Below are 19,631 nucleotides of genomic sequence, written 5' to 3'. Positions count from 1 at the left end.
CGGACATCGCGCCCCGTAAGGGGCGCGGGGAACTGCGCGAGCAACCACGACGCGCCCGCGGCCGAGGCACCCGGGGCTGCGCCCCGGACCCCTGCGGTGCGTCAACTGCGGGCCGGTGGGGGCTGGTCGCGCCGTTCCTCCCCCAGCTACCGCTGGGGGTACCCCCAGCGCCCCTGACGGGGCACCTGGTCGCGCCCACGCGGCGGAGCCGCATATGTCAACAGCCCCGCGCCCCCTACGGGGCGCCCCGCAGCACCGCCGCCACGATCGGCCCCGCCGAATCCCCGCCGTGCCCGCCCTGCGGAACCACGGCCGCGGCCGCCACATCGCCGCGGTACGCGGTGAACCAGCCGTTCGGCGCCGTCTGGCCGTCCACCTCCGCGGAGCCGGTCTTGGCACCGATGTCCCCGCCGAGGCCGGACATGGCCGTGGCCCCCGTCCCCGCCGTGGCGGTGAGCCGCATCATCGAGCGGAGGTCCGAGGCGACCCCGGACGGCAACGACCGCGGGGCGCGGGCGAGTTCGCGGCCGTCCACCGACGGGTCCACCAGATACGGCTGCTTGAACGACCCGTTGCGGACCGTGGCCGCCACCGAGGCCATCGTCAGCGGGTTCATCTGCACCCGGCCCTGCCCGATCATCGCCGCCGCCTTGCCGGCCCCGGAGTCCGAGGGCACCTTGCCGTCGAACGTGGAGATGCCCGCCTTCCAGTCCAGCCCGATGCCGAAGACGTCGCGCGCCTCGTCCGCGAGCGCGGTGTCGGACAGCTGGCCGGCCAGGGAGATGAACGCCGTGTTGCACGAGGCGGCGAAGTCCTGCGCGAACGTCGCGCCCGGGTTCTCGCTCTTCTCCACGTTGTGGAACTGCATGCCGTACGTCGCGAACTTGGGGCACGGCAGCGGTTTGGACGGTGCCGCCTTGCCCTGCTCCAGCAATGCCGCCGACGTCACGATCTTCATCGTGGAGCCGGGCGCGGTCGTCCCGCCGACCGCCGCGTTGAACCCCGTCTTCTGCGCGTTGGCGATGGCGAGGATCTCGCCCGTGCTCGGTCTGACCGACACCACGGAGGCGTCGGCGTGCCGGGCGACCGCCGCCTCGGCCGCGCGCTGCGCACCCGCGTCGATCGTCGTGCGCAGCGTGCCCGGCTTGCCCTTGGAGACCACGAACAGCGTCTTGCCCGGCGCGCCGCCGGCGCCCTGGCTGCGCACCTCCACGCCCGGCTCCCCGCCCGCCTTCTCGCCGAACCGCTTGCGCAGTTCGGGCAGGAGCGGGGCGAGCGAGGGGTACTCCTTGGGGTCCAGCTCCTTGCCGTCGCGGTCGACGGCGGTGATCTGCGGGGCCTCCGTCGCGGCCGTCTTCAGGGACTCGCCGGCCGCCAACTGCGGGTGCAGGACGGCGGGCTGCCAGTCGACCAGCGGGCGGCCGCTGCCGCGGCCCCGTACGACGGCGAGCGAGGACTCGTACGTCCACGTCGACCGCTGTGCACCCAGGGCCACTTCCGCGGTGACCGTGAAGGGCACCGTGGCGCCCGAAGCAGCTGCCTGACGAAACGTCACTTTCTCGATGCGGGCGGCCTCGCGGTAGCCGGTCAGTGCTGCCGTCGCCGCCTGGACGTTGTCGGTCAGGCCCGCGGCCTTCTCCGTGTCGCCCGCCTCCCATGCCGCGAGGAAGTCCCGTGCGGCGGACTCCACTTCGCGCGCGCTCGGCGGTCCCGTCTCCACCGGTGCCGCCTCGGTGTGCGCGGATCCGCCGTCGCCGCCGATGGCGTCGGCGATGTTCCAGACCCCCAGGCCGGCGGCCCCCACCAGCGCGGCGGCGACCCCGCCGACGGCGTACTTCGCACCCTTGTGCATGCCGATCCCCCTCCTGGCCCCCACGGTTCCCCCCATGGCTCGGACCAGCTTTTAATCAGTCGATTAAGACGTCACGGGGAACTCTACGGGACAGGAGTGACATACGGCGCGAGGGTGGCCGGAACGTTTCTCACAGGGGATCAGATCCAGGTGTCGAACCACATGCGGTTGCGCCACGCGTCGATCGGGATCGCCTGGCCCGTGTAAAGGGGCCAGAAATAGACGAAGTTCCACACGATCAGCAGGACCAGCGTCCCCGCGACGACCGCGCCGGTCACCCGGCGCCGTTCCGAGGAGCCGCGCGGCCCGAGGATCGCGCCGATCATCATGGCCACGGCGAGGCACAGGAACGGCGCGAACACCACGGCGTAGAAGACGAAAATCGTGCGCTCCTGCCACATGAACCACGGCAGGTAACCCGCGGCAACTCCGCACAGCACCGCCCCCGCACGCCAGTCGCGCCGGAACGCCCAGCGGTACAGCAGGTACAGCACCGCGAAGCAGGCCGCCCACCACAGCAGCGGCGTGCCCAGGGCGAGCACTTCGCGCGCGCACTTGTCGACCGCGTCGGTGGGGCAGCCGTCCTGGCCGGGCTTCGGGGACTCGTAGAAGTACGAGACCGGGCGCGCCTGGACCAGCCAGCTCCACGGGTTCGACTGGTACGTGTGCGGCGAGGAGAGCGTGGTGTTGAAGTCCCACACCTGCTGCTCGTAATGCCACAGGCTGCGCAGCGGGTTGAGGATCCCGGCGAGGAAACCGTGCGCGCTGTGCCCGCCTTCGGTCTCGGCGTAGTGCCGGTCGTAGCCGCTGTGCTGCCAGCCCAGCGAGGGGCTGAACGTACCGCTCTTGGCGAACCAGCCCGTCCAGGACGCGACATAGACGCCGAGCGCCACCGGCACCGTCGACAGGAACGCCCACGGCACGTCGCGGCGCAGCGTCGAGCGCCACGGGCGCAGCGCTCCTGCGGTGCGCCGGGAGCCGGCGTCCCAGAGCACGATCATCAGGCCGAACGCGGCCAGGAACACGGCCCCGTTCCACTTCGTGGCGCAGGCCAGGCCCAGCAGCACGCCGGCGGCGAGCCGCCAGGGGCGCAGGCCGAGGCGCAGCCCGTCGCCGACGGCGGGATCCGGATACGCCTCGCCGTCCTCGTCGTCGGGCAGGGCCGCCGCCAGCCGCGCCCGCGCGCGGTCGCGGTCGACGAGGATGCAGCCGAAGGCCCCCAGCACGAAGAACATCAGCACCGTGTCGAGCAGCGCGGTGCGGCTCATCACGAAGTGCAGCCCGTCCACCGCGAGCAGCCCGCCGGCCAGGCAGCCGAGGAAGGTGGAGCGGAAGAGGCGGCGGCCGATGCGGCACAGCATGAGCACGGAGAGCGTGCCCAGCAGCGCGACCATGAAGCGCCAGCCGAAGGGGTGCAGCCCGAAGAGCTGTTCGCCGATGCCGATGACCCACTTGCCGACCGGGGGGTGGACGACGTACGCCGCGGCGTCACCGACGTACGAATGCCCGGCGATGATCTTGTCGTTGGCGTCCTTGGGCCAGTCGACCTCGTAGCCGTACTTCCACAGGGCCCAGGCGTCCTTGGCGTAGTACGTCTCGTCGAATATCACCGCATTCGGGCTGCCCAGGTTCCAGAACCGGGTCAGCCCTGCGAGCAGGGCGACTGCCAGGGGGGCGGCCCAGCCGGTGCTCCGGGCGAGCCGGTGCGCTCGGCGCGGGCCCGCGCCGAGCGCTGCCCATACCCGCGTCCCCGGCTCGGGGTACGGGGGGACGAGGCGCTCCCGGACGCCGGGGTGGCTGCGCCGGCCCGCATAGCCGAAGCGGCGGAGCCGGTGCTGCCACGGGTGCGGGGTCCGTTCCTGGGGCGCGGTGTCAGTGCTCACCGCGCCATCGTATGGAACGGGGCTGTGAGACGTCCGGTCCTGCATGTGCGGGTCGGCTCGGGTGCTCGCGCCCGCGCGGCGGAGCCGCAAACAGATACAGCCTCGCGCCCCTTACGGGGCGCGGCTGACGGGGCGCTTACGGAGTACCCCGCAACGCCGCGCGCAGCCCTACGTTCCCGATCAGGATGCCGCCGTCCACCGGCAGGGTCACCCCCGTGATCCATGCCGCGTCCTCCGACGCCAGGAACGCCACCGCCGCCGCGATGTCCTCCGGGCGTCCCACGCGCCCCAGTGGATACAGGGGCGCCGCCCGTTCCAAGGCGGCTTCCCGGCCTGCCCAGTTGGGCGTGTCCACCGTGCCCGGCGCGACCAGGTTGACCCGGACCCCGCGCGGGGCGGACTGGCCCGCCAGGGTGCGGGTGAGGCTGGCGAGCCCCGCCTTGGCCGCGCTGTAGGCGTGGTTGCCGAAGTCCTGCTCACCGTTGACCGAGCCGATGCCGACCACCGCGCCGCGGCCCCCGGCGGCGGCCAGGTGCGGCATGGCGGCCCGGACGCAGCGGAAGGCGCCGGTCAGCGTGATGTCGAGGTCGCGCTGCCAGGCCTCGTCCGTCTCGTCCTCGACGAGCGCCGGATCCGGATGGCAGGCGAAGGCGTTGTTGACGAGGACGTCCAGCCCGCCGAACCGCGCGACGGCCGTCGCCACCGCCGCCTCGACGGCGGCCCGGTCGCCCACGTCACAGGCGGCCGCCTCGGCCGTGAGGCCCGTCTCGCGGATGCCGGCCGCCGTCTTCTCCGCGCGCTCCCCGTCCAGGTCGGTGACGAGCACCCGCGCGCCCTCGGCGGCGAGGCGCCGCGCGGTGGCGGCACCGATGCCGCGTCCGGCGCCGGTGATCAGGGCCGTCCGGCCGTCGAACCGTCTCAGCACACGGGGTGACTACCCGGCGAGCGACTTCGCAACCGCCCGCACCAGCGCCTGGGCCCGCGGGTCGGCGGTGACGTTCTTCTGCATGCCGTTGGTGACGTAGCCGAAGGAGATGCCGGACTCGGGGTCGGCGAAGGCGAGCGAGCCGCCGCGGCCCGGGTGGCCGAAGGAGCCGGGGCCCAGCAGCGGGCACGCCCCGCCGTGCAGCATGTAGCCCAGTCCGAAGCGGGTGCCCACCATCAGGACCCGGTCCGGGCCCGCCGACTCCTCGGTGCGCGCGAGGGTCAGGGTGGCGGGGGCGAAGAGGCGGTGGCCGCCGTCGACGACGCCGGTCAGCGAGGCGTAGAAGCGGGCCAGCGCGTCGGAGGTGGCGATGCCCGCGGAGGCGGGGAGCTCGCCGGCCCGGTAGGCCGGGTCGTTCTCGTCCGGGTGCGGGTCGATCGCCGCGAAGGCGCGGCGGGTGAGGGACTCCGGGTCGCGGTAGGCGTCGGTGACGGACTGCTTGGCGCGCACGCGCAGTCCGGCCGAGGCGGGCGCGGGCGGGGCCTCGATGTCGGCTATCCGGCCGACGCGGTCGCGCTCGGCGTCCGGCAGGCCTATCCACAGGTCGAGGCCGAGCGGGCCGGCGATCTCCTCGGCGACCCAGGTGCCGAGCGTGCGCCCGGTGACGCGCAGGACCAGCTCGCCGAGCAGCCAGCTGTACGTCTGGGCGTGGTAGCCGTGGTCGGTGCCGGGCTCCCAGGCGGGTGCCTGCGCGGCGAGCGCGCGCGGGCCGCTGACGCCGTCGACGGCCTCGGCCGGGGTGAGCGGGGTGTCGAGCACGGGCAGCCCGGCGCGGTGCGCGAGCAGGTGCCGGACGAGGACGCGCTCCTTGCCGGCGGCCTTGAACTCGGGCCAGTACGTGCCGACGGGCGCGTCCAGGTCGACCTGGCCGCGCTGGTGCAGGAGCAGCAGGACGGCGGCGGCGACGCCCTTGGTGGCGGAGCGGACGATCTGGGCGGTGCCGTGCCGCCAGGGCTCCTCGCCGAGGCCGTCGGCGTCCCGGGTGCCGGCGTACAGGTCGACGACCTTGGTGCCGTCGCGGTAGACGGTGACGGCGGCGCCGCGTTCGCCGCGGAGGGCGAAGTTGTCTGCGAAGGCGGAGCGGACGGGTTCGAACCCGTCCGCCGTCGTGCCGTGGACGTCCACCACTGGTACTGCTCCTGCCGTGCCGATTGTTGCCAAGTCCACCATGGTGCAACGTGTCCGATTCGCGCGTTGCACGGGGGTGGGCGGGGCAGGGGCGCGGATCAGGCCTCGGTGCGGTCGGCCAGGGCGGGGGCGGGGCGGACGTGGGCGGTCCACTTCTCCTCGACGCGGGCGGCCTTCCAGACCACCATCGCGAGCAGCCACGTGACGAAGAACATGCCGACGATGACGAATCCGACCGTGTTCAGGTCGAGTCCGCCGATCCAGTCCCAGAACGGACCGTGCAGGTCCGCCTTGTCGGCGATCAGGCCCAGCAGTTCGACGGTGCCGATGACGAGCGCCACGGCGACGGACAGCCCGGTGATGACGAGGTTGTAGTAGACCTTGCGGACGGGCTTGGAGAAGGCCCAGCCGTAGGCGAAGTTCATGAACGAGCCGTCGATGGTGTCCAGCAGCGACATGCCCGCCGCGAAGAGCACCGGCAGGCACAGGATCGCGTACCAGGGCAGGCCCGAGGCGGCGCCGGAGCCGGCCAGGACGAGCAGGGCCACCTCGGTGGCGGTGTCGAAGCCCAGGCCGAAGAGCAGGCCCAGCGGGTACATCTGCCACGGCTTGCTGATCGACTTCATGACGCGGCCGAGCAGCCGGTTCATGAGCCCGCGGTTGTTGAGCTGCTCCTCCAGCGCCGCCTCGTCGAAGTGGCCGGCGCGCATCTGCCGGAAGACCTTCCAGATCCCGGCCAGGATCACCACGTTGAAGATCGCGATGAGGTAGAGGAAGGCGCCGGAGACGGTGGTGCCGATCCAGCCGGTGATCTGGTGGAGCCCGGAGTTCTCGTCCTGGACGGGTCCGGCCAGGGCCTTGACGCCGAGGGCGAGCAGGAAGGTCAGGCCGAAGACGACGCTGGAGTGGCCGAGCGAGAACCAGAAGCCCACCGACAGCGGCCGCTTGCCCTCGTGCATCAGCTTGCGCGTGGTGTTGTCGATGGCCGCGATGTGGTCGGCGTCGAAGGCATGCCGCATGCCGAGGGTGTAGGCGGTGACGCCTATGCCGACGCCGAAGGTCTTCGTGCCCACCGTGTGGTGCTCGGGGGCCACGACGGCCACCAGCGTGAACCACCCGATGATGTGCAGGGCCAGGATGAAGGCGGCCATGCCGCCCATGCGGCGCCACTCGGCGCCCGTCATCACCGCGGATATGCGGCGCCGGCGGGAGGGAACGGAGCTGGCCACGGCAGGACCTTCCTACGGGTGTGCAAATGACGGCACACCGTAGGCGCGTTCATGCTGTAGCTGCAACCCATGTGCATCTGCACCCGGGTCGTGCGCGCTACTGCGCCGCCCGGCTCCCCGTGTCCACCGGCACCGTCGCCCGTGCCGCGCGGGCCGCGTCCGCGGCGACCTGCTCGGCGGTCAGCACGTAGCCGGTCTCCGCATCGGCCGTGGAACGGGCGAAGACCACGCCGTAGACCTTCCCCGACGGGCTCAGCAGCGGGCCGCCGGAGTTGCCCGGGCGGACCGTGGAGCGTACGGAGAAGACCTCGCGGGTGGTGATGCCGTCGCCGTAGATGTCCTGGCCCTTGGCGCGGAGCTCGTTGGCGACGGTCGCGGCGCGCAGGTCCAGGCCGCCGTTCTCGGGGTAGCCGGCGACGACCGCGGCGTCGCCGCGCTTGGCGCTCTTGTCGAAGGGCAGGACGGGCGCGTCCAGGCCCGGCACGTCCAGGACGGCCACGTCGGTCTTCGGGTCGAAGAGGACGACCTTGGCCCGGTACGTCCGCCCGACACCGCCCACACGGACGGTCGGGTCGGTGACCCCGGCCACCACGTGCGCGTTGGTCATCACGTGCTCGTCGGAGTAGACGAAGCCGCTGCCCTCCTGGCCACGGCGGCCGCTGCCGACGTCCGCGACGCCCTCGATCTTGACGACGCTGTCGCGCGCCGCCTGGGTGGCGGCCGTGGTGACCGCGTCGCCCGAGGGCTTGGGCACGCTGGTGGCCGGCTCGCTCTCGAACGGGTTGAACACCTGCGGGAAGCCGGCGCCCGCCAGGGCGTCCGTGGTGCGGCTGAACCAGGTGGGCGCCTGCTCCGGCATCGCCTTCTGCACGGCGCCGAGCAGCGAGGACTCCCGGATCTCCCGGGTGAGCAGGGTGGAGTTCGCCGAGACCAGCACGCTGGCGGCCACCCAGGCGACCAGGAGGGCGGCCAGCGAGTTCACGGCGGCGCCGCCGGCACCGTCCAGGCCGCGGACCGGGGCCCAGGTGAGACCGCGGCGCAGCCGCCAGGCGAGCCGGCCGGCCAGGCCGTGGCCGATACCGGCCGGGATCAGCACGACGAGCACGGCGACGACGGCGGCCGTCGCGGTGCCGGGTTCGAAGGGGCGCAGAGCGTAGGGGAGCGCCCACACGCCGAGGACGGCTCCGCCGAGGAAGCCGGCGAGCAGGACGGCGCTCGCGACGAGGCCGCGGCGGTAGCCGGAGACGGCGTAGCCGATGACGACCAGCAGCAGGAGCAGATCGAGCAGGTTCACACGCGGGCCCTTTCGTTTTGCGCGCCCCCGATCGCGCCACCCTGGAAAACGTGGATTGCCGCCCCCGCGGTTCCGCGGGGTGGGGTTTGCCACGTTTTCGTTGCGCGGCACCAGGGCGCCCCGTAAGGGGCGCGGGGAACTGCGCGAGCAAGCACGACGCACCCGCAGCCGAGGTACCCGGGGCTGCGCCCCGGACCCCAGGGGTGGTGGTGCGTTCGGCTGCGGGCCGGTGGGGGCTGGTCGCGCAGTTCCCCGCGCCCCTTACGGGGCGCAGGCGGACGCCGACGGCGGCCCGCCCCGTGGGAGAGCCGCCGTCGGGCAGGTGTCTCAGACGCGCGTCAGGCGCGGGTCCTCGTCGGGGTCCGCCAAGGCAACCGGCTTGGCCTCGGCGAGGCCCTCACCCTCTACATCCACGTTGGGCAGCACCTTGCCCAACGTGGCCGGCAGCCACCACGCCGCCTTGCCCAGCAGGGCCAGCACCGCCGGAACGATCGCCATGCGAACGACGAACGCGTCGAAGAAGACCGCGATCGCGAGGCCGAAGCCCATCATCTTGATCATCGATTCGGACGAGCCGATGAAGCCGGCGAAGACGCTGATCATGATGATCGCCGCAGCGGTCACCACCCGCGCCCCGTGCCGGAAGCCCGTCACGACCGCCTCGCCCGGACGCTCGCCGTGCACGAACGCCTCCCGCATACGGGTCACGAGGAACACCTCGTAGTCCATCGCGAGGCCGAACACCACGCCCACCATGAAGATCGGCATCATGCTCATGATCGGGCCGGTCTCCTCGACCCCGAAGACCCCGCTGAGCCAGCCCCACTGGAAGACGGCGACGACGGCGCCCAGCGCGGCGACGACCGAGAGCAGGAAGCCCAGCGCCGCCTTGAGCGGCACCAGCACCGAGCGGAAGACGACCATCAGCAGCAGGAAGGCCAGGCCGACCACCAGCGCCAGGTAGGGCAGCAGCGCGTCGTTCAGCTTCTGCGAGACGTCGATGTTCATCGCCGTCGCGCCCGTGACGAGCACCTGGGCGCCCGTGTCGCCCTTGATGGACGCGCCCTTGTCGCGGATCGCGTGGACGAGGTCCTCGGTCTCCTTGCCGCTGGGCTTGGACTTGGGGATGACCGTGATCGTCGCGGTGTCGCCGTCGTGGTTGAAGCGGGCCGGGGTGACCATGGCGACATCGTCCAGGCCCTTGACCGTCTTCTCGACGGACTCCGCCGCGGCCTTCGGGTTGTCGCTCTTGGCGGCGTCCACGACCAGCATCAGCGGCCCGTTGAAGCCGGGGCCGAAGCCGTCCGACAGCAGGTCGTACGCCTTGCGCTGGGTCGTCTTCACCGGCTGCGAGCCGTCGTCCGGCAGGCCCAGCTCCAGCGAGGCCGCCGGGACGGCGACCGCGCCGAGGCCGATCACACCGGCCAGCAGCACCAGCACCGGGCGGCGCAGCACGAAGCGTGCCCAGCGGGTGCCCATGTTGGGCTTGGCGTCCCCGCCCTCGCCGGCAGCGCCCTTGCGCGCCTTGCGGGAGAGGACCTTGCGGCCCCAGAAGCCCAGCAGTGCCGGGATCAGGGTGAGGGCGATCAGCACCGCGATGGCGACCGTGCCGGCCGCGGCGAGGCCCATCTGGGTCAGGATCGGGATGTTGACGACGGCCAGGCCGGCCAGCGCGATGACGACCGTGAGGCCGGCGAAGACGACGGCGGAGCCGGCCGTGCCGACGGCCCGTCCGGCGGCCTCCTCGCGCTCACGGCCCTCCGCCATCTCGGCCCGGTAGCGGGAGACGATGAAGAGCGCGTAGTCGATGCCGACCGCGAGGCCGATCATCATCGCGAGCGTCGAGGTGTTGCTGGAGAGGCCCAGCGTGGCGGAGAGCGCGGTGATCGAGGAGATGCCGATGCCGACGCCGATGATCGCGGTCAGCAGCGGCAGCCCCGCCGCGACCAGCGAGCCGAAGGTGATCAGCAGCACGAAGGCGGAGATCACCATGCCGAAGACCTCGGTGTTGCCGCCCTCGGGCATGGACTGCAGCGCGCTGCCGCCGGTCTCGACGGTCAGCCCGTCGTCGCGCCCGTGCGCGGCCGCGTCCTTGAGGTTGGTGCGCGAGTCCTCGGTGAGCTCGTTGGACTTCACCTTGTAGGTGACGGACGCGTACGCGGTGGTCCCGTCCCTGCTGACGGCCTTCGCCTGGAACGGGTCGGCGACCGACTCGACCTGAGAGCCCCCGCCCTTCAGCTCGGCGACGACCTTCTCGACCTTGGCCGTGTTCTTCGGGTCGGTGATCTTCTGGCCCTCGGGGGCCTTGAACACCAGGCGCGCGCTCGCGCCGTCGGCACGCTGGCCGGGGTTGCGCTTCTCGAGCAGGTCGAAGGCGTGCTGCGCCTCGGTGCCGGGGATGGAGAAGCTGTCGTTGGTGGCTTTGGAGGCGGTGGCGGCGCCTGTTCCGGCGAGTGCCAGCAGCGTCACCCATATCAGGGCGACGTACCAGCGGCGCCGGAAGGCGAGCCGGCCGAGTTTGTAGAGGAACGTGGCCACGAGGCGTGTGCTCCCGTCGGATCGGTACGGAATTACGGGCGTGGGAGACCAGCCCGACGACGAGAGCGGCGTGTCAGGTGGTTCATATGCGTTGTGGATCTAGAGGCCGAGAGCGGGGAGGATCACGGCGTCGATGTAGCGGCTGAGGTACTCCGAGTCCGCGGTGCGGTCCTCGATCAGCGGACGGGCGATGAAGCCGCCGAGCACCATGTGCCCGACGAACGGCAGCGCCGGATTGCCCGCTTCGATCTCCCCCCGGTCGACGGCCCGCCGGAACATGGCGTCCAGCGCATCCATCTCGGGCTGGATCAGCACCTCGCGCAGCGCCTGTTTCAGGTCCGGATCGCGGTGGATCGCATGCTGGAGCCCCCGCATGAGGGCCGCATCCTTGTCCATCCGGTCCTGGTCGGCGCTGCAGACCATGGACTGGAGGTCACCGCGCACCGTGCCGGTGTCGATGTCCGCCAGACTCATCGGCTTGTTGTGCCGCAGCGCGCTCGCGACCAGCTCGGGCTTGCCCTTCCACTGGCGGTAGAGGGTGGCCTTGCTGGCGCGGGTCCGGGCGGCGACGGCGTCCATCGTGAGGGCGTCGTAACCGACCTCGCGCAGAAGTGCGAGAACCGCCTCGTAGAGTTCGGCCTCGCGTTCGGGCGTCAGCCGGGTGCGGCGCACCGCCGGCTTGGGTGTGTCCGTCGGCATTCCGCCTCCTTCCCGGCCGAAGCTGTCGTACGAAACGGTTTCGTACCGTACGAGCGTAAGCCGGGCAGGGAGCGAAACGGGACCGTTTCGATGGTGTTCTCGGTCACTGCGGGGCACGGACCGAGTTGCCGGGGGCCCCACCGGCCGAAACCATGGTGTCTGTGAGCGACGCAACCGGCTCGTACCTGCGGTTCCCCCATCTCCATGGGGATCGTCTCTGCTTCGTCGCGGAGGACGACCTCTGGCTCGCCCCGCTCGCCCCGGAAGGCGGCCGGGCCTGGCGGCTCACCGTCGACCGCACCCGTTGCGGGCATCCGCGGTTCGCCCCCGACGGGGAGTCGATCGCCTTCACCACCTGGCGCAGCCTCGATCCCGAGATCCATCTCGTGCCCGTCTCCGGCGGGCCCGCCCGCCGGCTCAGCCACTGGGGCAGCAGCGACGCCCGGGTCTGCGGCTGGGCGCCCTCCGACCGCGGCAGCGGGTACGACATCCTCGCCGTCTCCTCGCACGGCCAGCCCTTCTCCTATTTCTCCTGGGCCTACCGGCTGCCCACCGACGGCAGCCCGGGCCTGCGGCTGCCGTGGGGTCCGGTGTCCGACATCGCGATGGCCGACCTGGACGGCGAGCACCGCACCCTGCTGCTCGCGGGCAAGCCGCCGCACGAGCCCGCCTCCTGGAAGCGCTACCGGGGCGGCGCCATGGGCAGGCTGTGGCTGCACGGCAAGCGGCTGGTACCGGATCTGAACGGCCACCTGGACTCGGTGATGTTCGTGGGCGGCCGGATCGCCTTCCTCTCCGACCACGAGGGCACCGGCAACCTCTACTCCGTCCTCCCCGACGGCTCGGACCTGCGCCGGCACACCGACCACGCCGACTTCTACGCGCGGCACGCCTCGACCGACGGCTCGCGCGTGGTCTACCAGTGCGCGGGCGCGCTGTGGCTGGTGGAGGACTTCGGGCCGGACGCCGTCCCCCGCCGGCTGGACGTCCGCCTCGGCGGCCCGCGCGCCGGGCGCCGCACCTACCAGGTGCAGGCCTCGAACCACGTCGACGCCCTGGCCGTGGACACCACCGGCCGGGCCAGCGCCGTCCAGGTGCGCGGCAGCCTCTACTGGCTCACCCACCGCGACGGCCCCGCCCGGGCCATCGCCGACACCCCGGGCGTGCGGGTGCGGCTGCCGGAGATGCTCGGCTCGACCGGCCGTATCGCGTATGTGACGGACGCGGAGGGCGAGGACGCCATCGAGATCGCCCAACTTCCGCGCGCCGCCGGGCCGTCGGCACCGCGCCGGCTGGCGGCCGGGCGGATCGGGCGGGTGCACGAGACGCTCGCCTCGCCGGACGGGGAGCGGCTGGCCGTGGCCGCGCACGACGGGCGGCTGCTGCTGGTGGACACCTCGGCGGAGGGCACGGGCGAGGTCACCGAGCTGGTCCGGTCCGCCAACGGGCCCGTGCGGGACCTGAGTTTCTCCCCCGACTCGGCCTGGCTGACCTGGTCCCACCCCGGCATCGGCCGCTCGCTGCGGCAGATCAGGATCGCCAGACTGACGGACGGGACGGTCGTGGACGTCACCGACGGCCGCTTCGAGGACGAACAGCCGGTGTTCACCCGCGACGGCCGCTACCTCGCCTTCCTCTCCTGGCGCGGCTTCGACCCGGTCTACGACGTGCACACCGGCGACCTGTCCTTCCCGCTGGGCTGCCGCCCCTACCTCGTCCCGCTGTCCTCGGCGACGCCCTCGCCGTTCGCCCTGACCATCGAGGGCCGCCCCGCGGGCGGCGGGCTCGACCAGGAGGACACCGCCGGCGAGGAGGGCGCGACCCTGGTCGAGGCCGAGGGCCTGGCGAGCCGGGTGACCCCCTTCCCCGTCGCCGCCTCCAAGTACTCGCACCTCTTCCCCGTCAGCGGCGGCGGGCTGGTGTGGCTGCGCTGGCCGATCTCCGGCGCGCTCGGCGAGACCTTCGCCAACCCCGCCGACACCTCCGGCCGCCCCACGCTGGAGCACTTCGACCTGGCCAAGGCCAAGCGCTCCGAACTCACCTCGTCCATCGACTGGTTCGCGGTCAGCGGCGACGGAACCCGGCTCGTCGTCAACGACGAGGGCGACCTGCGGGCCGTGCCCGCGACCGAGTCCGGCGACCCCGAGACGACCGTCTACATCGACATGCGCCGCATCCTGCACGAGGTCGACCCGGCCGCGGAGTGGCGGCAGGCGTACGCGGAGGCGGGCAGGATCGTCCGGGCGTACTTCTGGGAGCCGGGCATGTGCGGCATCGACTGGGACGCGGTGCTGGAGCAGTACCGGCCGCTGGTCGAACACGTCGCCACCCCCGACGAGTTCGCCGACCTGCTCCGCGAGGTCCTCGGCGAACTCGGCACCTCGCACGCGTATGTCACCCCCGCCCGCCGCAACGAGGGCCCGCCGCACTACCAGCGCGCGATCGGCCTGCTCGGCGCGAACCTCACGCACCTGAAGGACGGCAGCTGGGCGGTGCGGCGCATCCTGCCCGGCGACTCCTCGGACTCCAAGGCCCGTTCGCCGCTGGCCGGTTCGGGCATCCGCGAGGGCGCGATCCTCACCCACGTCGACGGCCGCCCCGTCGACCCGGTCGCCGGCCCGTACCCGCTGCTGGCGGCGGCCGGCGGCACCACGGTCGAGCTGGCGTTCCACCCGCCCGAGGCGGACGGGCACGTGCGCCGCGTGGCCGTCGTCCCGCTCATCGACGAACGGCCGCTGCGCTACCAGGACTGGGTGGCCAAGCGCCGCGCGGTCGTCCGCGAACTCAGCGGCGGCAAGTGCGGTTACCTGCACATCCCCGACATGGGCGGCTCCGGCTGGGCGCAGTTCAACCGCGACCTGCGGATGGAGATGTCGCTCCCGGCCCTGATCGTCGACGTGCGCGGCAACGCGGGCGGCAACATCAGCGAGCTGGTGGTGGAGAAGCTCACCCGCACCATCATCGGCTGGGACCTCACGCGCGACGCCCAGCCCGTGTCGTACGCGAGCAACGCGCCGCGCGGCCCGGTCGTCGCCATCGCCGACGAAATGACCTCCTCCGACGGCGACATGATCACCGCGGCCTTCAAACTCCAGGGCATCGGCCCGGTGGTGGGCCTGCGCACCTGGGGCGGCGTGGTCGGCATGACCGGCCGGCACCGGCTGGGCGACGGCACCTCGATCACGGTGCCGATGAACGCGGCCTGGTTCGACGCCTATCGGTGGGGCGTGGAGAACCACGGCGTCGAGCCGGACATCGAGGTGGACCGCACGCCGCTGGACTGGGCGGAGGGGCGGCACAAGCAGCTGGACGACGCCGTGGCGCTGGCGCTGGACCTTTTGGAGCGGCACGGTGCCGCCACGCCGCCGGACTATTCCGGGGTGCCGGACCTGCGGCGGCCGGTGCTGCCGCCGCGGGCCTGACGTCGTCTGCGGGTTGTTCTCGGCTGATCGCGCAGTTCCCCGCGCCCCTTTCGGGGCGCGGGGAACTGGTCATGAACCCGCCGGATCAGTCGCCCAGCTCGTCCTGGATGTCGTCCAGGGACTGCTGGCGCCCCTGCTGCTCGCGCTCTTGCTGCTGCTGACGCACCTTGTCCTGGGACTGCTGCCCCTTCTGCTGCGCCTGCTGCTTGGCCTGCTGGGCCTTCTGCCTGGCCTGCTGGGCCTTCTTCTGCATGTCGTCCTTCATGCCCATGCTGTGCTCACTCCTCAGGGGTGATGGTGATCGGGCACGGCCAGCCTCACATGCGGGGACGAATGCCGCATTTCGATCAACTACGCTCTGTGCGGGCCGCGGTGTCCGCCCGGCCGCCTGCGCCCACGAGCCCGCCGGGCAGGGCCGTCAGCCGGGGCTCCGCGCGCCGCATCTCGCGCGGCCCGCCCAGGGCGATCAGCCCCGGCAGCGCCCACCGCACCGGCTGCATCCCGCGCAGCCACCACTGGGCGTACACATGCGCCGAACGGCGCTCGATGCCCGCCACGAGCCGGTCGACGGCGGGGCCGAGCGGATACGTGCGGTTGGCGGGCCACGGCAGCCGCTGCCGCAGCTCCCGCATCACGTCGACCTCGTCGGCGCCGCGCACCATGTCGGTGTCCGTCCAGCTGAGATACGCCACCCCGACCCGTACGCCCTTGTGCCCCACCTCGGCGCGCAGGCAGTGCGCGTACGCCTCCACGCCCGCCTTGGACGCGCAGTACGCGGTCATCATCGGCGCCGGTGCGAGGGCGGCGAACGAGGCGATCTGCAGCAGGTAGCCACGGCTCTCGGCCAGGACGGGCAGGAAGGCCCGCCCGGTGACGGCGCTGCCGACGAGGTTGACCTCGACGACGCGGCGCCACGCCTCCGGGTCGGAGGCGGCCAGCGGACCGCCCGTGGCGACACCGGCGTTGGCGACGACGATGTCCGCCTTGCCGAAGCGGGCCTTGACCTCGCGGGCCACCTGGGACATGGCCGTGTGGTCGGTGACGTCGGCGTGCCAGTGGGCGGAGTCGGTGCGCAACGTCTCGGCGACGCGCCGCAGTTCGGCGGGCTCCAGGCCCACCAGGGCCACGTGCGCCCCGCGCGCGGCCAGCTTGCGGGCGAGCAGCTCCCCCACGCCGCGCGCGGCGCCGGTGACGACGGCGACCTGGCCGGCCAGGCTCGTACGGGCGCTCACCGGGCGGCCTCCGCCGGGACGCGGGCGGCGCGCAGCAGCTGGTACTCGGCGAGGTCGACGCGGCGGGTGACCCGGCGGAACTCGCCCGTACTCCCGGGCCAGACCACGGTGTTGCGGCCCTCCGCGTCGAGGTACCAGCTGTCGCAGCCGCCGGTGTTCCAGACGGTGCGCTGCAGCCGCTGCTGCAGGCGCCGGTTCCAGGCACGGACGGCGGAGGGGCGGGCGTCGAGCGCGGCGCGGCCGCCGAGGGTGCCGAGCTGGCGGAGGAAGTCGGCGAGGTAGTTCAGCTGGGCCTCGATGATGAGGATCATCGAGCTGTTCCCGAGGCCGGTGTTGGGCCCGATGATGGTGAGGAAGTTGGGGAAACCGGCGGCGCTGGTGCCGCGCAGGGCGGCCATGCCGTCCTTCCACTCCTCGGCGAGCGTGGTCCCGGCGGCGCCGGTGACGCGCTCTGCGATGGGCATGGCGGTCACCCGGAATCCGGTGCCGAAGACGATGGCGTCGGCCTCGGCCTCGGTGCCGTCGGCGGCGACGAGCGTGGAACCGCGCACCTCGGCGAGCCCGGAGGCGACGAGGTCGACATTGGGCTGCGCGAGGGCCGGGTAGTAGTCGTTGGACAGCAGTATGCGCTTGCAGCCGATGCGGTAGTCCGGGGTGAGCAGGGCCCGCATCTCCGGATCCTTGATCGCCTTGGCCATATGGGACTTGGCGAGGCCTTCTATCCAGCCCAGCTGGTCGGGGTATTTGGTGAACAGGTTGACCTGAACCTCCCTGATGCCCCAGAGCATTCCGCGCCGCAGGGCGCGGGTGGCGGGCACCCGGGTGTGCAGCCAGCGCTCGGCCGCGGTGATCCGCCGGTCGGCGCGCGGCAGCACCCAGGGCGGGGTGCGCTGGAAGAGCGTGAGCCGCCGGACGTCCGGCTGGATGCCGGGCACGAGCTGGATGGCGGAGGCGCCGGTGCCGATGACGGCGACGCGCTTGTCGCGCAGGTCGTAGGAGTGGTCCCAGCGGGAGGAGTGGAAGACCGCGCCGGAGAACCCGTCGAGCCCCGGCACGTCCGGCACCTTGGGATCGGCGAGCGGCCCGGTGGCGGAGACGACGACGTCGGCGGTGAGGGCACGGTCACCGGCGTCGATCTCCCAGAGGAGCCGGTCCGCGTCCCACCGCATGGCCCTCACCTCGCAGTTGAACCGGATGTGCGGCCGCAGTCCGAAGACATCGGTGACCCGCTCCAGATAGGCACGGATGTGCTCCTGCCCGGAGAAGTTGCGGGGCCACTCGGGGTTGGGGGCGAAGGAGAAGGAATAGAGATGGGAGGGGACGTCGCAGGCGCAGCCCGGATACGTGTTGTCCCGCCAGGTCCCGCCGACGGCTCCGGCGCGCTCCAGGACCACGAAGTCGGTGACCCCTTCCCGCCGCAGCCGCACGGCCGCCCCCAGCCCCCCGAACCCGGCCCCGATCACCGCCACCCGTACGTGCTCGGTCATGTCTGCCGCAGCCTCCCCGGATCGCCTCGAAGGTGCCAGCGATTGCTGGCACAGTCGGGAGCGTAAGCCAGGGGCCGCCGATGGCGATAGAGGCCCGGAGCAAGGGAGTTACCGAGGGTCACGTGGGGTGCGGCGGGCGAATAATCGCGAATCACGCCGGACAGCCGGCCAGGGCCGCCGCCATCCTGGACGCCACCTGCCCGGCGAAAGGGGAAACGGCGATGGCCCGGCGACTGCGCTTCATCGGTACGAACTCCGGAAACAACGGCTGCCCGACGCTGTACGAGGACCTGGACACGGGCGACGTCCTGGTCCAGGGAGAATCGGTGACCGACCCCGAGGACGTGGCCCAACTCCGGAACGTGAAGGACGGGGAAGGGTTCGTGGTGGTCCCCCGCGTACTGCTGGCCGACTTCGCTCCGCGGGATGCCCCCAGGGTCGCCACGATGATTGCTCTCGAAGAGTTCGACGACATGTTCGAGAGCTTCGAGCACACGGCATGGCGCCTCGAGTCCAGGCGCCGCTACCGGTCGGACGAGGAGACGGAGACGTACCGGCGATTCGCGCGCGGCGAGGACGCCGGCTGGGATCCGGACGACCCGTGGTGCGCCTCCCGCCGTGCGCAGGCCGCACTGGGCAAGCGGTTCGAGCGCGTGCGGATCGTGGACAACCCGCCGACCCCCGGCCAGCGTTATCTGCTCGACAACGCACGCCGCAACACCGCCGTCGGCGAGGACATCCGGAACCTCTGGAGGAGCGAGGCCGAGCGACTGAAGCTTCCCGACGACGACTTCTGGCTCTTCGACTCCCGCGTGATCGCCCGTCTCCACTTCGACGACGCCGACGGGATGACGGGAGTCGAACTGATCACGAACCCGGTGGAGGTCGCGCGCGCCTGCCAGATCCGGGACGCGGCCTGGCACCACGCCGTCCCCTACGACATCTTCGCGGCTCGGGTACCGTCCATGGGGTGACCACGGACTTCCAGCAGGCCAGGCTCTCCCTCGGTGCGCGGCTACGCGAGCTGCGCACCGAAGAGGGCCTCACCGGGCGGGAGTTGGCAGCCCGGCTGGGGTGGCCCCAGTCCAAGGTCAGCAAGTTGGAGACCGGCAAGCAGACGGCCACCGCGGACGACCTGCGGGCCTGGGCGGAGGGAACCGGACGGCCCGGAACGGCGGAAGAGCTGACGGCACGCCTCCGCAGCCTGGAGTCGCGTTCCCGGTCCTGGCACAGGCAACTCGCCGCCGGGCACAGGCCCGTACAGGACGCCCTCACCGCCGAATACGAACGGTCCTCCGTGTTCCACGCGTGGGAAGGAGCGATGGTCGTCGGCATGCTCCAGACTGCCGAGTACGCCAGGTACGTGTTTTCGCGGTATGCGGACCTTCACGGATCGGTACGGGACGTCGAGGAAGCCGTGCGCGCGCGTATCAAGCGCCAGGAGCTGCTCTACGTACCGGGGAAGTCCTATCGCATCCTCATGTGGGAAGCCGCTCTGCGCTCCCTCGTCTGCCCGCCCTCGGTGCTTGCCGCACAGCTCGACCGTCTGAACGGCGTCCTCGGGCTGGACACCGTGTCCCTTGGCATCATCCCGTTCGAGGCCTCGCTCGCCATTCCGCCGGCCAACGGGTTCTGGGTGTACGACGAACGGCTGGTGATCGCGGAGGACTGGCACGCGGAGCTGTGGCTCGACGACGCGCAGAGCGTCGGCGTACACCTCCGGGTGTGGCAGGCCTTGTCGGATGCAGCCGCCTACGGGGCGGATGCACATCGCGTCATCACCCGGGCCCGGCGCGCCCTCGGAGTCCCGTGAGCATCATGCAGACATGCCGCTGCCCGGACACGAATATTCGCGAATCGAAGCGGACAGCGCCAACCCGCC

14 protein-coding genes are annotated in these 19,631 nt (G+C 72.2%); 3 read left to right on the top strand and 11 right to left on the bottom strand.

From position 1 onward, the window contains the following. Positions 1–235: 235 nt before the first annotated feature. The 8 genes from HG542_RS15630 to HG542_RS15595 all read right to left on the bottom strand — a co-directional run bounded on the left by HG542_RS15630 (position 236) and on the right by HG542_RS15595 (position 11,581). Positions 236–1,852, bottom strand: coding sequence for a penicillin-binding transpeptidase domain-containing protein (locus HG542_RS15630; protein ID WP_171081801.1), 1,617 nt, complete (start codon positions 1,850–1,852; stop codon positions 236–238). A gap of 140 nt (positions 1,853–1,992) precedes the next feature. Continuing rightward, a complete protein-coding gene (locus HG542_RS15625; RefSeq protein WP_171081888.1) occupies positions 1,993–3,780 on the bottom strand; it encodes a dolichyl-phosphate-mannose--protein mannosyltransferase in 1,788 nt (595 codons plus the stop codon). Between the two features lie 91 nt (positions 3,781–3,871). Further along, positions 3,872–4,657, bottom strand: a complete 786-nt coding sequence (locus tag HG542_RS15620) for an SDR family NAD(P)-dependent oxidoreductase (RefSeq protein ID WP_171081886.1) — start codon at positions 4,655–4,657, stop codon at positions 3,872–3,874. Positions 4,658–4,669: 12 nt separating this feature from the next. Next, entirely contained in the window at positions 4,670–5,848 is a 1,179-nt protein-coding gene (locus tag HG542_RS15615; RefSeq protein WP_227726148.1) for a serine hydrolase domain-containing protein, read from the bottom strand. A gap of 98 nt (positions 5,849–5,946) precedes the next feature. Beyond that, positions 5,947–7,032 (bottom strand): Nickel transporter NicT, encoded by a 1,086-nt coding sequence (gene nicT, locus HG542_RS15610; RefSeq protein WP_171081884.1) that lies wholly within the window; start codon positions 7,030–7,032, stop codon positions 5,947–5,949. Positions 7,033–7,174: 142 nt separating this feature from the next. Next, positions 7,175–8,371 carry a MarP family serine protease gene (locus HG542_RS15605; protein ID WP_171081797.1) on the bottom strand — a complete coding sequence of 399 codons (1,197 nt, stop codon included), beginning with the start codon at positions 8,369–8,371 and terminating at the stop codon, positions 7,175–7,177. 327 nt (positions 8,372–8,698) lie between these two features. Next, a complete protein-coding gene (locus tag HG542_RS15600; protein ID WP_171081795.1) occupies positions 8,699–10,909 on the bottom strand; it encodes an MMPL family transporter in 2,211 nt (736 codons plus the stop codon). A 99-nt stretch (positions 10,910–11,008) separates the two neighbouring features. After that, positions 11,009–11,581: a TetR/AcrR family transcriptional regulator gene (locus HG542_RS15595; RefSeq protein ID WP_171081882.1), complete on the bottom strand. Its 573-nt coding sequence runs from the start codon at positions 11,579–11,581 to the stop codon at positions 11,009–11,011. A 179-nt stretch (positions 11,582–11,760) separates the two neighbouring features. Between HG542_RS15595 and HG542_RS15590 the strand changes: the two genes are divergently transcribed. After that, the gene (locus HG542_RS15590) at positions 11,761–15,030 is read left to right on the top strand and encodes a S41 family peptidase (RefSeq protein WP_171081793.1); all 3,270 of its coding nucleotides are present in this window, start codon (positions 11,761–11,763) and stop codon (positions 15,028–15,030) included. A gap of 85 nt (positions 15,031–15,115) precedes the next feature. On the opposite strand, the gene HG542_RS15585 is transcribed toward HG542_RS15590, so the two are convergent. From HG542_RS15585 to HG542_RS15575, 3 genes are all read right to left on the bottom strand, one after another. Beyond that, on the bottom strand, positions 15,116–15,301 hold the full coding sequence (locus tag HG542_RS15585) for a hypothetical protein (RefSeq protein WP_171081791.1): 186 nt from the start codon (positions 15,299–15,301) through the stop codon (positions 15,116–15,118). Between the two features lie 76 nt (positions 15,302–15,377). Further along, positions 15,378–16,262: an SDR family oxidoreductase gene (locus tag HG542_RS15580; protein WP_171081789.1), complete on the bottom strand. Its 885-nt coding sequence runs from the start codon at positions 16,260–16,262 to the stop codon at positions 15,378–15,380. Beyond that, the gene (locus HG542_RS15575; RefSeq protein ID WP_171081788.1) at positions 16,259–17,749 is read right to left on the bottom strand and encodes a flavin-containing monooxygenase; all 1,491 of its coding nucleotides are present in this window, start codon (positions 17,747–17,749) and stop codon (positions 16,259–16,261) included. The genes HG542_RS15580 and HG542_RS15575 overlap by 4 nt, the downstream gene beginning before the upstream one ends. A gap of 221 nt (positions 17,750–17,970) precedes the next feature. Here HG542_RS15575 and HG542_RS15570 point away from each other — a divergent pair, with 221 nt between their 5' ends. Together HG542_RS15570 and HG542_RS15565 are read left to right on the top strand one after the other, a co-directional pair. Then, positions 17,971–18,723, top strand: a complete 753-nt coding sequence (locus tag HG542_RS15570; RefSeq protein ID WP_171081786.1) for a DUF6879 family protein — start codon at positions 17,971–17,973, stop codon at positions 18,721–18,723. Beyond that, the gene (locus HG542_RS15565; RefSeq protein WP_171081784.1) at positions 18,720–19,562 is read left to right on the top strand and encodes a helix-turn-helix domain-containing protein; all 843 of its coding nucleotides are present in this window, start codon (positions 18,720–18,722) and stop codon (positions 19,560–19,562) included. Before HG542_RS15570 ends, HG542_RS15565 begins: the two co-directional genes overlap by 4 nt. Positions 19,563–19,631: the final 69 nt, after the last annotated feature.

This window comes from Streptomyces morookaense (assembly GCF_013030945.1).
In the GTDB taxonomy this organism is placed as follows: Bacteria; Actinomycetota; Actinomycetes; order Streptomycetales; family Streptomycetaceae; genus Streptomyces; species Streptomyces morookaensis.
The sequence above is the reverse complement of the archived record's forward strand: the minus strand, read 5'-3'. Positions and strand labels throughout refer to the sequence as shown.

Excerpts from the sequence above, each read along its gene's own strand:
- HG542_RS15630 (WP_171081801.1), bottom strand. The coding sequence starts at position 1,852 with ATGCACAAGGGTGCGAAGTACGCCGTCGGCGGGGTCGCCGCCGCGCTG.
- HG542_RS15625 (WP_171081888.1), bottom strand. The coding sequence starts at position 3,780 with ATGCAGGACCGGACGTCTCACAGCCCCGTTCCATACGATGGCGCGGTG.
- nicT (WP_171081884.1), bottom strand. The coding sequence starts at position 7,032 with ATGACGGGCGCCGAGTGGCGCCGCATGGGCGGCATGGCCGCCTTCATC.
- HG542_RS15590 (WP_171081793.1), top strand. The coding sequence starts at position 11,761 with ATGGTGTCTGTGAGCGACGCAACCGGCTCGTACCTGCGGTTCCCCCAT.
- HG542_RS15585 (WP_171081791.1), bottom strand. The coding sequence starts at position 15,301 with ATGGGCATGAAGGACGACATGCAGAAGAAGGCCCAGCAGGCCAGGCAG.
- HG542_RS15575 (WP_171081788.1), bottom strand. The coding sequence starts at position 17,749 with ATGACCGAGCACGTACGGGTGGCGGTGATCGGGGCCGGGTTCGGGGGG.
- HG542_RS15570 (WP_171081786.1), top strand. The coding sequence starts at position 17,971 with ATGGCCCGGCGACTGCGCTTCATCGGTACGAACTCCGGAAACAACGGC.